This window comes from Stygiolobus sp. CP859M, from assembly GCF_037389975.1.
Classification (GTDB): domain Archaea; phylum Thermoproteota; class Thermoprotei_A; order Sulfolobales; family Sulfolobaceae; genus Stygiolobus.
In genome coordinates, this window is the sequence record NZ_JBBHKS010000017.1 from 193,859 (window position 1) to 208,349 (window position 14,491).

Genomic DNA, 14,491 nt, shown 5'->3' on the forward strand with positions numbered 1-14,491 from the left:
TATCCTATTCTTCATCAATCGAACTTACACTAATATTAACGGAAATTTCACTTATATTTAAGTACCCAGAATAAACCACACTGAATTCCTCTTCTACTTTATAAACACCTTTATCTAACTCACTAGTAACAGATGCATTATGAATCGTTAAGATTATTACTTTTTCTTCATGATGTCCTTCGTGTATTAATGTTATTATTACTAGTGCATAAGTTATATTGTTACCGTTATTAACTAGAGAGAAAGTGACTTGAGAATCATGTGTTAAGACCAATTTTACGGAACGTGTAAAAGATGATGTATGAGAATTAATTGAAGAGTAAGAACTTGCAAAAGAATTAGTAGAAATATTCCTAGCATAACCTATGTATTGAGTCTGCATTACGTGAGACAATAAATAAGCTAAGTAAACATTAGCTAGCACGGAGATTATCAAAAGAATCGCCAGTAATTTAGTATTCACAAATAAATACTGTGAAAACGAAGTTTAAAAGATATGGTTAAAGCAACAGTAGGAATTCCTAGTTTGTTAAGAAAATCTTTACATAAAACATTAAGGGCATTGATGCAGCAGTCAGAAGACGATTTCGATATTCTAATCACCTATAAAGGTAATTTAACACGTGAATTTGAAGAATACGAAAAAGTTCTTAACATAAGATTTCTAAAACAAAAAGAAGGACTTTTTGAGGAAGGATTGAATTTAGTTTTAGAAAATGCAGACGGAAAAATACTATTAACTACCGATGATGATGCAATTCCGGACAAAAACTGGGTTATGGAGCACGTAAAATTCCACGAGAGTAATAGAGACGTAGGAGTTATTTCAGGAGAAATTATAGGAAAGAAATGGATCAATTATCCTAATAGTTTATACATGAGATTCAAAAAGACAGACTTCATGCATGAATATTCACCTGCCTTCTCCGAATATAAAGCGTATTTAACAAAGACGGGTTTCAGTGTTGACAGAGAGAAAGGTTACGGCAAAAGTATTGCAATAGCGGGGGTAAATATGAGCATTAAAAGAGAAGTGTACTCGAAAACAAGAGTTCTAACTTATAGCTTAAGAGGAAGTTATAATGAGTCTTATATTGCTGTAAATGCAATAAAATTAGGTTACCATTCAGTTGTGATGAAAAAAGCTAAAGTAGTACACTTAGACAATGACTCCTTATCTAGACCATTGAATAACGATTGGGAATTAAGAATCGAAAAATTTACTTCTCCTTATATGTTTAACTTTCTTTTACCTATAGATTTGGAGTTATTAAGGAGGTTACTTGACCAAGTTGAAATGGAGGAAGAAAAGATTGGAATAAGCATGGCAATTGAAGGAATTGAAAATAAATTACCCCCCAAGAAATTTAGGGAGAGGTTGAAAGAGATAATTGAAAAAAGTAGAAATATGTATTACGAAAGGTAACAAAGCAGGAATTAAGGGCGAAAAAGAGGAAGAAGTTCTCTACGTCGAAAACAACTCAATCAAAAGGACTAACAGTATAAAAGAATGTATAGTTACGGATTTCTCAATAAGCACTGATCTTCTAACTTTTCGCAAAATAGAAATTAAGTTACCATTCTCTAGTGATGAACTAAACCTCTTAAAGGCTCTTTATATCGTAACTGGAAAGGCGAAACATGAAGTGTTAACTTATGATAAAAAAGTGAAAATCCACGTTGATATACCGTTCAGGGAACTAAAACTCAGCCAGAATATAGAAGTAAAATTTACAAGGTTCTGTGGTGATTACGGCTTACTTTTCCCTCACTATTGTATTTCCATGAACAATTTAGCGATCTACGGGCATAATAGAGAAAGGGTTATAGAAGCTTACGTTACCCTCAAGGAACTAGTGGAGGAGGTAGGAAAAGTTTTATTAAAACTCAAAGAAGAGGAAATTGAATGAGTTTTAGCAAAATTATCGATTATTATTCATACGTCATTGCACTAACAATATTATTTATAATCATAGCTCTAGCTTTTGGACCTTTAGCACCAATAGATGAACCTACGCATTTCCCTAATTACGACCTACAAATTCCAGTAGGTTTGTCTTTCTCCGGCTTTATCCTTCTTATGTTCTTCATTGTTTTCACTGTCCTGTTCTGGGGATCTAAAAACATGATGATTAACTCATTAATCGATGCCTCTGCTCTTTCGTTTAGCATAATAAATTACCTGAATTTTTATTTAATCTATACCATTTGGAAACCAGAAATGATAATCCTTCCCTTCTTTTTTTATATAAAATACGGTGCAGCACCACCAGAATTGGTTCTTGACTTCGGTCAAATAACACTTGTAGTATTTTTTTATAGATTATATAGAAGACTTAAGTCTAGTTAATCTTTTTAGTAGTAGACTCTAACCACTTTTATGCAATGGAGGAATCAGCTCATTAAAATTTTAGTTATATTAGTAGCTTTAGCAATACTTTACTATCTAACGGGAGTTATCTTAACTTTACTAATACCAAACCTACCGAAGTCAATTATTTCAACAGTATCTCAGATAGAGCCAGACATAAAGACTGGAATCAGCGTTGTTATTGTTGCTATAGGAGGTTATCTGGTAATAAGGTTGATTCAACAACTACTTTCAATGACACTCCTTGCCAAACTTGAAAGAGGGGTAGCGAATATTATAAAATTCTCTCTAGATGTAGTGTTCTACACTATATTAGTTCTGGCTATACTTACGACACTTCACGTAAACCTCACAGGTGTCGTGGTGGGAGGTGCTGTAGGCGGTATAGTAATAGGCCTTGCGGTTCAGACAGTAACCTAAAATCTCCTTTCGGGTGTTTTAGTTACATCAAGCAGGACTCTAAGTCCAGGTGATTCAGTATCGTTAATTTCTTGGATTTGGGGATCTCCCATTATAGGAGAGGTAAAGAAAGTCTCTCTACTCTTTGCAGAGGTTCTTACTATTAACGGGAACCTAGTAAAGATACCTAACTCAGCCTTTTTGGGTAACACAGTATTCTATAAACTAGAGAGAACTGAAGGGGATTAGTTTATCCATTACAAGTCAATGTCAATGCTGATGTGGAAGGAGTGAAAGTTATGGAGAGAGCTAAGGATATCCTGAAGGACTACCTTAAAGACGAGAACCAAATTCCTAAGATAGTTTTTCCAGTAAAAACGGAGGAACAAACGTTTTTACGGTAATTATAAACTTAAATAACGTAAACAATCTTAACGATTTGATTAACACAGTAAATAAGGCTTTTGACCAAGCCTATTGGCAAATTAAGAACGGGAAGCGAACTTAAGTCTATACAAAATATATGTTATAACTACTATAATGAATACTATAAGTATCACTTCTGAGAACTTCTCGGCCAACGTGATTACGTAATCAACTTGTTGGTAAAGCATAAAACCTGCATAAGTTAACGAGGAATCCCAGATTAAATGACCTAGAAATGTGAAAATTAAAAACTTTGCTAAATCCATCCCAGCCAATCCAGCCGGGAATGATATTAACGCCCTAAACTCAGGAACAAACCTGAAACCAAACACAGCCACTACACCATACTTTTGAAACCATATGTTAAGTAGTCTTTCCTTCTCCTCGTCAAACATAACGTATCTTCCAAACTTCCTTACGAATTTTGGCCCTAGCTTTAATGCTAAATAATAATCTACAATAGACCCCATTAGGCTTCCGATTGTCCCTATTAATACTCCTACAACTATATCGAGATAACCAAGTTTCGAGAAATAGCCAACCAAAGGCATTATAACCTCACTGGGTATTGGAAAACCTATCCCTTCAAGAATCATTAAGGCTAAGATCGTGATGTAACCAGAAATTCCTTTAAATACATACATCGGTAGTCTTTTTACCGGTAAAGCATAAAAAGTTCTTTGCTATGGACACCGCTGTAACCAGTCTATTATATCTGGGCGTATTGCTACTAGCAGCTAAGTTGATGGAAGAGCTATTTGGAAGACTTAACCTCGTAAGATTTGTAGGGCCAATACTCATGGGAATTATCTTAGGCCCTGGTCTTTTGAACCTAGTGAAACTTAACGACATTGTATCGTTTATTGCATCGTTAGGAATAGTATTTTTACTTTTCCTCGCAGGAGCTGAGGAAATAGGTGAAAGATTTAACGTAGATAAAAAAGACTTACTAACATCACTAATAGAGATAATAATACCATTAATAGTGATCTCGTTAACCTTGTATTATTTAGGGATGTTTGATTTAGTTATTGTAATACCTTTGGTAATGACTAGTGTAGGACCTTTAACAAGACTACTTACAGACATAGGTATAGCGAAGGAAAAGTTAGGTATAAAGATCTTTAACCAATCAGTACTAAACGAGATCATATCGATCTTCACGTTCTCGATAATTACCCACCTTTCTCTCTTACAGCTTATAGGCACGGTATTACTTGTAATCTTAATAACCGTCTCAGGTAAGTATATAGCGAAAACACTAGAAGCTGTAGAGGGGTATTTTAAAGTTAGGGAAGTAGAATTCGCAACAATAATATCAATTATACTTATCGTAGGTTTCTTTGCGGACATTTACGGATTCAACTCGGCTATAGCCGCCCTTTTCTTGGGCTTTTTACTCAGAGACTACTTTGCAGACAGACCTCATCTAAGAGAGAGATTACATGCCTTTACCTACGGCTTTTTCGAGCCTCTTTTCTTCGTGAGTATAGGACTATATTTTGTCAGGATAACTCCGCAACTCCTCTTCTTATCGGTAGCCTTGTTCTTAGCCGTCATCACAAGTAAGTTCGTCTCGGGTTTTCTAATGGCGAAAGTTCATAACATAGACCCAATACTTAACGGAATAGGAACATCGGTCAAAGGAGGAGTTGACGTCTCCTTGCTGATCACTGCATTGTCTTCAACACTTATATCTCAATTTCAATACTCTTTCACAACATTAACTATAACTTACGTTGCACTCTTCTTCCCTCTCATATTTAGGTTGAAGTACGGAAGACCTAAAACTGAGACTAAGAAAAAATTGAATCTAGGTATACCAGTAAAAGAGGTAGTAGAAGAAAAAGTGTTTGTAACATGTGGTGATAATTTGAGACAAGTAGTAAACTTAATGAACGATAAGAGAGTTAGAGCATTAGTAGTAGTTAATGAGGGAATGAGACCTATATCAGTAATCACTACGGCTACTTTATTAGAAATTGATCCAGCTTACTACGAGAGATTAAACGTTTGCGATGTAGGATTAGAAGATGTGGAAATTGTAAGCGAGCAAACTAAGGTGATAGATGTGCTTCGAAGGTTCAGAGAAACGGAGACATCAGTAATAGCCGTAGTAGATAGAGAGGGTAAACTATTAGGTGCAATATATGAAAGAGAACTACTAAGAAAAGTAATCCAATAAAACTTTTTGGTATAAAATCAAGACGTTTTACTTAAAAAACGCTTAAATGATGGAAACTACTCTGGAGGAATTTCTTTGAACAATATACTTAGATCTATTCCTTTTCTCTCATTATAAATGTAGGCTATCGTGTAAATTGCAATACCAGAAGCATAAATTACCGCTAACGAAGCCAGAGTAGGTAAGTTTATCGGCAATAGAACTGGATTACCCCATGTAATAGCAAGAATATATATTAGGAACGCAAACACACTGAACCCTATTATGCTGACTATCGGCACTTTACCTATGGTCTTTCTATAAACTACTGTATTCCTGAACAAATTAGCCCTTAAGAAGGGCATAAGAGCTATTGAGAGTGCGAAAACAGCATATCCTATCTCGAACACGACGGTTGTATCTACAATCGCTATTGGAGTATTAAATGCGTATAGTAAAACTCCTATTTCACCTAGTATTCCCACTAGTATTGTAGCCTTAACTGGAGCCTTTAGATTTTCGTTGACGTCTGCTAGCCATGCAGGCATTATGCGGTCAAAAGACCACGCAAACAAATACCTGACTAACGCTACAACTAGTGGTGGGTTGCTGTAGAAGTTAGGTAACCATAGGGCTATGAACATAATAATGAAGAGGGGTAAACTATGTGTCGTTATGAACGCGAAATAAGGAGTGAAGTTACCTATACCCTGTAAGGTGTTATATACTGTATCATTTACCCCGTTATTACTTATATAGCTCCATGCGGTTAGAAACTTGTAACCGAAAGCATTTAAGTTAAGATAAGTAAAGACAATATAGTAAATTGCTATAATCAAGATCGAAACTATAGTTGCATACAACACGTTTTGTTTAGGCTTTTTCATTTCACCACTCCACGACGCAGGTAAGTTATACCATGTATAATAGTACCACACCACGGGTCCTGCCAGCACAGTAGCATAAAGTGTAGGATAAAATGATAAACCGTTAGAAATAGCGTCATTTATCACTTCATTATATGCGTCGGCTATTCCAGTATTCTGTGCTAGTGCATTAGCAAAGTCCGAAGGGTGAATAGTAACTAAAGCACCAAACATGATGACCGACGTTATTAGCGTTATTATTCCACCATAAAGTACGAACTTCCACTGATAGCGCGTAAATGCCCCCAATAAGGAGGACATAATTACTACTGTAGTTCCCAGCGCGATCTCAGCTTGAGTAGTACCTAAGAAATTTCCTATTGATAAAAAATAAGAATTGTTATAAGCCAAACCTATCCCAGAGAACAAGTAGGAAAACCACTGGGCTGCCAAATAGCTATAATAGCCTAAAGATAGTGCGAACCCTATGAAAAGACCCCAATAATTGACAAAGCCTACAGCAGGATGAACAGCCCTACTGTTAAACACGTAATCTCCTCCGGCTCTAGGCATGGAAACCCCAGCTACATAGAATAGGAAAGCCGTACCCAGAGTCGCGGGTAACATGAATAAAAAAGAAAGTATCCAGTTAGCCCCGGGGGCTGTGAAGAGCCACGACAGTATAAGGATTGGAACTCCACCGGTTACGAGACCGAATGTCGCTGACATTGATGCCCACGGGCTCACTTCCCTAACTAACCCGGAGCTTTCCCTGAGAAATAAGGACTTATTCTCTTGAGTCATTTCTCCATTTTTCACGCGTTACAACAGCTCTATTAAACTTAACTATGTGGAGAGCCTTCAAAAAAGCCTTAATTAAATTCTGTAAAGATAAACTCTTCAAAAGTGAATCGAAATTAATTTCTAAAAAAATACATTATATAAAACTCAAAAGTGATCAGTTGTACTATCTACCTACTCAATATTTTTACAATGTTTAAAGATAATTAGAATATACTTCTAGACTTATCTTTTTATACCTGAGGAAAAAGAGATTATAAAATACAACACAAGACTTTACATCTGAAAGTAATAAACAATATCTTAATGCCGCGAATTGAAATTTACACTAACTTACTTGAATTTCGTAACTCCATCTCAAATTACATAATGGGGGACGTTAATGAAGAGGGATGGTATTACGTCATCGGCATAGAAGGGAAATATATTTACAAACAAGTAGGAAACTACGTGATACTTGTGAGTAATGACTTTCCTAAAGAGAAACTTAAAGATCTAGAAAATGTAAAACTCGAAAGGTTAGCTGAAATTCTTGAAAAACCCGGAAATGTTAAGTACGTGCTACCGCTAGAACTAAAAAACTCCACCGTATCTACCACGAGTGAACTGTGTCTAACACCATTCCCAGGTGTTGATCTGGTGAACGATCTCACTAAAGACTTTCAATACAAGGAGAACGAAAATGGATGTTTGACAGTCGAGAGCGAAACTCATGACCTCAAAAGGGGTATTGAAAACGTAATAAAGGGGCTGTCTCTTTACTACAAAATAATAAGTGAACAAGAAGACATTGCAGTAAAGACAGCACTTTCCTTTCTTAGCTGACAACCTTAGAAGAACTACCCTTTGTTACTAAGAAAACGAGTAAGAAACCAATTACGGCATTAATAAGGACAAAAAGTCTGGCGTAAAAAGGATCGTAAAGTAATAACAAACTGAAAACAGTACTACCTAATACACCAGCTACAGCCTTTCCAGTATAAAGAATAGCATTATTAGAAGTAGAATATTTTTCCCCGAATATATCACCAGATAAAGCAAAGAAGAGAGTTATCATAGACCCTCCAAAAAAGCCTATTAATAATACAGAAGGAACTGCCAGATTAAACAAGAAAAAAACACTACCTAGAATCATTACAAAAAGTACCGCAGAAGTAGTCCTCTCCCTGCCCAGTTTGTCCGAAATATAACCGATAATAGGTCTACTAATACCGCTGAGCAAGGGAAAGATTGTAACTAATAGAACGAGGAGATCTTTAGGAGAAAGTACGGAAAGAGAGGAAGAGAGAACAGTTAGGGGCACGGCTGACGTTGCAAAGGAGACATATATCAACCACCATGTGAGTGTTCTGACCACTTTAGTTGGCTTTTCACCCTTCACTCTCTTGGGATAATCTACTATGAATAATAAAACGGGCAGTATCATTAACTCTACGAGTCCAATCACAAGGGTCGGTAACCTGAAGTTTGTGGCTGAAGTAATAAAGGGATTTGCTATAGCTGAACCTAAGCCGAAACCCAAGGATACAAAGCCCGTTGCAAATCCTCTCCTCGTAGGAAACCACTTGACAGCTAGGTTAGCTGCTATCCCGTAAAGGATCCCTTCGCCGATACTCCCGAGAGACCAGAACATGTAAAATTCGTAAATGGAAGAGCTAAAAGATGTCCCCAAAAAACCAAATGCCGAAAGTAAAGCCGAGATAATACCTATTCCTTTGGGTCCCCTATAATCAGCAATACCTCCCCCTACAATCTGGAAGGTCGTAGAAAATACTGTAAATAGAGTGAAAGCTACCTCGATCTCTACCAAGGAAGCATTAAGCCCAGACTTAAATAACGGTAGGAGTGCATTCCAAGCGTACTGATAAAGAGAGTTAAATGACATTACCACAAACCCTATTACTATTATAAATGTTCTACTCCTAACCATTTACTCCCTTACTTCTATTTTGTGACAAAGTTTTATATACGGTTGTTGATAGGTTTTCAAAGTGGGTTATAAATCAAGACTCTATCATATAGGTAAGTGGAGATACTATTTAAGGGCAAGGTACCACCTGATGATGAGTAGGAAAATGGCAATAAAAGTGGCTAAGAGGAGATGGTTAGATAAGTTCTAGCGAGCAATTACACCGGTGTGTGGTCTATACAATTTTACAATTTTATTGCTTAACACATTTTAATGACGAATTATAAAGATTCCATATGGCAAAAGTACTCTTCCTAATAATGTCAGATGATCAAAAGTTCGATATGGGAATGAGAATGGCATATAACAGTCACTTTAAAAAGAGATATGAAGATGTGAAAGTAGCCTTCTTTGGGCCTAGCCAAAAAAGATTAATGAAACTCGAAGGAGAAACTAAAGAAATGTTTCAGAAAATGCTCGAGGAAAAAGTGATAGATTCCGCTTGTATTGGTGTTGCAAAGAATGAGGGGTTAGTAGAGAAACTAACCGAAATAGGAATAAGGCTCGAGCCAATGGGAGACAGAGTAGCATATTATATTAACAACGGATATGAGGTAATAACATTCTGACTGGGAAACCACAGGTGATTTTTCCTATAGACCATATATTAAGATTATTGTGAATTTTTTGTAAAAATCTATTTAGCAAGAGGACATAAACCAGTCCTAATCTATGACTAATACTTAGTGAAAAACCTTATACCCTAATTTTTAAGACTAATTCTAGGATTAATAAAGATTGTATGCGGATAGAGATTATATAGATAAATTTAATCCGTAGAAAAGTGGTACTTGTTATACTTTATAAATATCACAAAAAGTTCACAAGAATCTTCGAATTTTGAAAGAAGGGAAACACTAACTTTTTAAAAAAGATAGAAACAACAAATAGAATTTTCTACAAGGCGCCGCGGGGTGGACTCGAACCACCGACCACCGGGTTTCTATGCCAAACCCGGTTTAACAGCCCGGCGCTCTGCCAACTGAGCTACCGCGGCACCGCGTAATTTAATACATCAATTTAAACTTTAATGTTTTTCGATAAGTTTTCCAGCTGTGAAACCGTTATGAAGTCTAAGGAGGGAATAATAATACCGATTAACATTTTGAAATCTTTGCAATTACATATACGTTGGTACAAAATAAGTGACGAGTGAGTCATAAAGATATAATGAAGAGAAAGACTATTTAGAATTAATAGAGTAATTACTATTCTATAAATCATTTCTTCATCCAGTAGGCTACTCCTTATCTGTTTTCCTTAGTAAGATTAAACTCATAAAATTCAAGATAAAATACTATAGTGTCAGTATAGAATATTATACAATATCTGAACAAGTGTTTTCCTCATCTAAGCTATCCTCGTTCTTTTCTCGTACTTTCTCAGCTATTGAAGCCCAGTCTAAGGAGTACGGAATAAATGACCCTGTAAGTGTTCTAAAAGAGGAGCAAATAGAATTTAAAGGACCTTATCCTCTCCTATTCTCATTTCCAGATTTTATAGCTATAAAATCTAACCCCCAATATCGATTGATTAGAAATAGATTATGAAAAGGGTGATAACCAGACAACTCAATTAACCGAGGAAGTTAAGGAATCTCATAACAGTATTACGAAGAAGATAACTGATAAGAATTCCCAAATGCAGATGACGTTTTTTACGAGAGACGGTTTATGTTAAAAGAAGATACTAAGAACTATGCAAAGAAATTTCTTGATTATATACTTGATGTGAGTCTTAAAACGTACGAGAAACTGTTAAAAAGATTTTTGGTCTGGAGAAAATTAAAATAACATAAATTCATTCACTTATAGACCTCCTAGTAGAACTAGACGAATAAATGATGAAGCTGAGAGTAATTAAAGTAGTTTACTTTCATCTAAGTTTGTTATTCTAATAATGCGTAGCATTCTATACTTTTTCATACACTACGATTAACTAGCCTTAAAATATCCGTTTGTCCCTACACTCTCATTTCAATTATTTTATGTTCATTCATGATCGAGTGTAGGGACTTAGCCCTAAGCCACCTACCAAACTTAACGGTAGGTGGGTCATGGGACTCCTTCGAGCCCAACGGCACGGGACTCACATCTCTGCAATCACTCCCACCCTTTTGGGCATAGCCCACATCGGTGTGAGAGATCATCATATAGCAACGAAAATTTGTTATAAACAGATATAAAAAGATCTCTGTTAACGTGAGAAAGGATTCAGCCCAATCTTTACGTTAATAAACAGCAGAATTGAAACTATAGTAATTGTAGATAAATTACTATCTTTTATACTTATTTAAAGGTTAACATGATTTGGTAAAAACTTTATAAACCTATTCTTGTTACGTGTTTTTGAATTAAAATGGCGAAAGGCTCAGCTATTGTCTTCGGTGTAGTAGTCGTAATATTATTGATAGCAGCTGCGTTCGGTTTTTATGAATACTCAATAGCTAATAGCAATTTTTCAACTGCTGAGTCTTCTCTATCAGCACTTAGTTCTAGTTCAGCAGCTCTCCAAAGCAGTTATAGTCAGTTAGCGCACAACTATTCTGTGTTAGAGCAAATGTACTCATCACTTATGCAGAAAACCGCTACTTCAACTGTTACATCCACTGTTACAGTGACTCAGACTGTTACAACAACTTCAACACAAACTGTAACACAGACTTCAGCTACATCAGCACCAATAACTATTTCACCTTCCGAGGGAAGCGCGTTAGCTGCTGTAATGCAATTCTATGATGGAATAGCTATTGAGAACCCTGCTGATGTATTACCTTTCTTAGCTCCTAACTTTACAGCTACGATAACTGGAGAACCATTCCCTGGAACTTACAACTATATGAGCTTTAACTCAACATGGTTAGCTGACTTCTTCGGTACTTATGAAACAGTTTACTTCTACACTACAGCTTTACCTACAATAACTATGTTATCGAACGGAACTTATGAAGTAACTGATGTAGTACAATATTTCGTGGCACCCACTAGCGATCCTATTTACCTGCAAGTATTCAATGCTTCTAATACTATAATTGTACAGAACATAGGAGGAAAATTATTAATAACAAAGTTAATTTGGAATGGCAATGAAGTTCCACCTTCAACTGTAATAGCTGGATATCCATCGCAGCATGAAATGCAGGCAAACCAGATCCTAGAGGAATACCTATGGGAGGTAAACTCCTTAGGCGCTGAGTTCCCTGGCAATGTGACAGCTAAGTATTTTGCTCCTAATGCAATATTACAGATTAATGGTGTTCTACCTCCAGCTCTTAAGAACGGCACTTATTCAGGCTTATCAAATATTGTAAACTTCTTTAACCAATGGGATAACAACTTTATTTTCGCCCTTGAGTACCTACAAGACTTAACACCTAGTGGTGTTGCAATCCCACCTACAGTTCAAGTTAACTTATCACCTAATGGTAATAATGCAACGTTAACAGTCAATGATACTGTAATATTCGGATTCTTAAATGAAGGCGTTCCGGGATTCCCAGCAATTTATGATATGCATATAAGTGTTACCACTTACTACGTTTATAATTCTACCGCTATGGAATGGCAAATAGAGAAGCAAGTTTGGAACGTACAAGAGGTTCCAATCCCATCTGATACTGTATACTATCCATTAGGTCCAGCAACATTTAACGTAGTAGCTGAAGAGACCGTAACAGTTAATGCAACTCAAGGCACTGTATTACAAGCAGGAAACATAATGACTGTAATCCAGCCTGGAACTTATGCATATAATATGAAGCTGAACAAGACTTTTAGTGTTTACAACTTCTCACTAATAATATTCAGTATGACTGGAGTATATCCCCCCAATGGCACAGATCTAACGCCTTTATATGCATTTGCGTTTGCTATTAACGGTCAAATATCACCTGTTTGGAGCTTAGTTACTAACACAATGAAGCCAAGTCCAGCTTACACAATAGTGATTGGAGGTAATACATACTGGACATCATGGACATGGTTCGGAGGTACATTTAACGGTACCACTTATGTAGGAGGTAGTTACAAGTTCGCTGACCATTGGATATATGGACAAGACGTAATGGCTAACATACAGTTCTTCAAACCAGTAATATGGATATTCGAATCCTCACCTACACCAGTAGGGGTAGCCCCAACTCCAGTCTCAATAACACCGTCTCCAGTATTCGGTCTTAATCCAGTAGCAAGCTACACTTACGAAGTTAACGCAAAATACGGCGGCGTAATACAAGCTGGTAACATAATTACAGTTATAAAGCCTGGATCTTATGTAATTGCTAATTCCACTGGAACTCCTATGAACCTAACAACTTACAACTTCTCAGTAATATTCTATCAGCTGAACAACGTACCAAACTACAATGGTGGAACTCCTGTTTTGGCATTCGCTTATGCAATTAATGGGTATGTAGGTACAAAGGATTACTCAACACAGCAATGGATAACGATAATAATGACACCATCTAATGGTGCTAAGATGTACACATGGTTAGCTAGTGGATATGTGTTCCAAGATCCGATATTATATGGTAATGGAGTGGTAGTAAACTTGACTTTCTTCAGACCCGTGCCATGGATATTAACATTGCCAGTTTCATCATCTTCATCATCTACAAGTAGTATGAGTTCAATAAGTTCTAGCACCTACTCGTCTACCGTAGGATATTGAGGGTAAATTAAATTTGATAAGTTTTTTTCTCTCTCTTTAATTTTATTTACAAATTTCCTTTGAAATTTTCTCACTTTTTCGCTTTATGACTTTGAACTCCTTATAGTTATGAGCTCTGAGACCACCACTCATATTTTTAGGTAAGTGAGTTAATTCATGAAGAATCACACCTACTTTTTGTTGACAAGATAGTATTTCATATCTCTCGGCTATTACTTCGACTACGTAAAGGATGTTGGAGTTTAACACAAATCTCCATTGAGAAGGCAACATAAGTACTCTGGCGATAGCGTTACTTTTAGAGTTCCAACTTCTGATAAATACTACTTTGCTTAAGTCTAGACCCAATTTACCAACTTCGTTAACTCTAGTAGCTAGGAGTTCTACGTCTTTAGCAAATTCGTATTGAATTCTTTTGCCCACGGACAAATAATTTACTTTCCACGTTTAAATGTATAACATCGTTAGAACAAAAGTTATAACCTAACGATTTCAACTCTGCCGTTAACGACCTTAACGTATCCTCTGTCGTTATAAAGATTCCTTACAAGACTTAAAGTCCCACTGTTTACACACTTGAGTTTTCTAAAGTTCACTAGAGCATGAGAATGTCCTAATATAAAATAATCGGAAAAATTACTCCTGAACATGCGGGCTAAAGTACAGAAACCTAAAGGTGGTAAATAGTGATTGACTTTTTTCATTACAGCAGTTATGGGACTTTAACGTAACTTAAAGATTTTCATCAGCCCCGGCGGTCCACCTAAATAACGTTCAACAAACCTGAGGAACGCCTCCACGCTCCTCAGGTTAAGAGCCCCCAC

Annotated in this window: 16 protein-coding genes, 1 tRNA gene and 2 pseudogenes; 10 read left to right on the plus strand and 9 right to left on the minus strand. The window is 36.3% G+C overall.

Annotated features, from left to right (window positions below; translation table 11 throughout):
• Nucleotides 1-4: 4 nt before the first annotated feature.
• Nucleotides 5-463 (minus strand): hypothetical protein, encoded by a 459-nt coding sequence (locus WIW72_RS08040; RefSeq protein WP_337700100.1) that lies wholly within the window; start codon nt 461-463, stop codon nt 5-7.
• Between the two features lie 33 nt (nt 464-496).
• Between WIW72_RS08040 and WIW72_RS08045 the strand changes: the two genes are divergently transcribed.
• The 5 genes and pseudogenes from WIW72_RS08045 to WIW72_RS08065 all read left to right on the plus strand — a co-directional run.
• Nucleotides 497-1,426, plus strand: a complete 930-nt coding sequence (locus WIW72_RS08045) for a glycosyltransferase (protein WP_337700098.1) — start codon at nt 497-499, stop codon at nt 1,424-1,426.
• A complete protein-coding gene (locus tag WIW72_RS08050) occupies nt 1,392-1,910 on the plus strand; it encodes a hypothetical protein (RefSeq protein ID WP_337700096.1) in 519 nt (172 codons plus the stop codon). Before WIW72_RS08045 ends, WIW72_RS08050 begins: the two co-directional genes overlap by 35 nt.
• Nucleotides 1,907-2,350 (plus strand): hypothetical protein, encoded by a 444-nt coding sequence (locus WIW72_RS08055; RefSeq protein ID WP_337700094.1) that lies wholly within the window; start codon nt 1,907-1,909, stop codon nt 2,348-2,350. The genes WIW72_RS08050 and WIW72_RS08055 overlap by 4 nt, the downstream gene beginning before the upstream one ends.
• A 30-nt stretch (nt 2,351-2,380) precedes the next feature.
• Nucleotides 2,381-2,791, plus strand: coding sequence for a hypothetical protein (locus WIW72_RS08060; protein WP_337700092.1), 411 nt, complete (start codon nt 2,381-2,383; stop codon nt 2,789-2,791).
• A gap of 60 nt (nt 2,792-2,851) precedes the next feature.
• A pseudogene (locus WIW72_RS08065) lies at nt 2,852-3,019 on the plus strand (mechanosensitive ion channel domain-containing protein); the annotation flags it as partial.
• Between the two features lie 236 nt (nt 3,020-3,255).
• Here WIW72_RS08065 and WIW72_RS08070 read toward each other — a convergent pair.
• Entirely contained in the window at nt 3,256-3,840 is a 585-nt protein-coding gene (locus WIW72_RS08070; RefSeq protein WP_337700090.1) for a DedA family protein, read from the minus strand.
• 41 nt (nt 3,841-3,881) lie between these two features.
• Between WIW72_RS08070 and WIW72_RS08075 the strand changes: the two genes are divergently transcribed.
• Complete coding sequence (locus tag WIW72_RS08075) at nt 3,882-5,381, plus strand: cation:proton antiporter domain-containing protein (protein ID WP_337700088.1); 1,500 nt, start codon at nt 3,882-3,884, stop codon at nt 5,379-5,381.
• A 56-nt stretch (nt 5,382-5,437) separates the two neighbouring features.
• Here WIW72_RS08075 and WIW72_RS08080 read toward each other — a convergent pair whose 3' ends face one another.
• On the minus strand, nt 5,438-7,030 hold the full coding sequence (locus WIW72_RS08080) for an APC family permease (RefSeq protein WP_337700520.1): 1,593 nt from the start codon (nt 7,028-7,030) through the stop codon (nt 5,438-5,440).
• Between the two features lie 303 nt (nt 7,031-7,333).
• Here WIW72_RS08080 and WIW72_RS08085 point away from each other — a divergent pair, with 303 nt between their 5' ends.
• Complete coding sequence (locus tag WIW72_RS08085) at nt 7,334-7,852, plus strand: hypothetical protein (protein ID WP_337700086.1); 519 nt, start codon at nt 7,334-7,336, stop codon at nt 7,850-7,852.
• Here the strand turns inward: WIW72_RS08085 and WIW72_RS08090 are convergent.
• Nucleotides 7,845-8,957: an MFS transporter gene (locus WIW72_RS08090; protein WP_337700085.1), complete on the minus strand. Its 1,113-nt coding sequence runs from the start codon at nt 8,955-8,957 to the stop codon at nt 7,845-7,847. The genes WIW72_RS08085 and WIW72_RS08090 overlap by 8 nt on opposite strands.
• A 61-nt stretch (nt 8,958-9,018) precedes the next feature.
• On the opposite strand from WIW72_RS08090, the gene WIW72_RS08095 reads away from it, so the two are divergent.
• Together WIW72_RS08095 and WIW72_RS08100 are read left to right on the plus strand one after the other, a co-directional pair.
• Nucleotides 9,019-9,147: a hypothetical protein gene (locus tag WIW72_RS08095; protein WP_337700083.1), complete on the plus strand. Its 129-nt coding sequence runs from the start codon at nt 9,019-9,021 to the stop codon at nt 9,145-9,147.
• Nucleotides 9,148-9,232: 85 nt separating this feature from the next.
• A complete protein-coding gene (locus tag WIW72_RS08100; protein ID WP_337700081.1) occupies nt 9,233-9,565 on the plus strand; it encodes a hypothetical protein in 333 nt (110 codons plus the stop codon).
• 336 nt (nt 9,566-9,901) lie between these two features.
• On the opposite strand, the gene WIW72_RS08105 is transcribed toward WIW72_RS08100, so the two are convergent.
• A tRNA-Asn gene (locus WIW72_RS08105) sits at nt 9,902-9,993 on the minus strand.
• 966 nt (nt 9,994-10,959) lie between these two features.
• Nucleotides 10,960-11,145, minus strand: coding sequence for a hypothetical protein (locus WIW72_RS08110; protein ID WP_337700518.1), 186 nt, complete (start codon nt 11,143-11,145; stop codon nt 10,960-10,962).
• 209 nt (nt 11,146-11,354) lie between these two features.
• On the opposite strand from WIW72_RS08110, the gene WIW72_RS08115 reads away from it, so the two are divergent.
• Nucleotides 11,355-13,667, plus strand: a complete 2,313-nt coding sequence (locus tag WIW72_RS08115; protein ID WP_337700079.1) for a hypothetical protein — start codon at nt 11,355-11,357, stop codon at nt 13,665-13,667.
• Between the two features lie 42 nt (nt 13,668-13,709).
• Here the strand turns inward: WIW72_RS08115 and WIW72_RS08120 are convergent, their stop codons facing one another.
• From WIW72_RS08120 to WIW72_RS08130, 3 genes and pseudogenes are all read right to left on the minus strand, one after another.
• On the minus strand, nt 13,710-14,090 hold the full coding sequence (locus tag WIW72_RS08120; protein WP_337700077.1) for a putative metallopeptidase: 381 nt from the start codon (nt 14,088-14,090) through the stop codon (nt 13,710-13,712).
• 53 nt (nt 14,091-14,143) lie between these two features.
• Entirely contained in the window at nt 14,144-14,371 is a 228-nt protein-coding gene (locus tag WIW72_RS08125) for a hypothetical protein (RefSeq protein WP_337700076.1), read from the minus strand.
• A gap of 18 nt (nt 14,372-14,389) precedes the next feature.
• Nucleotides 14,390-14,491, minus strand: a pseudogene (locus WIW72_RS08130) (transposase); the annotation flags it as partial.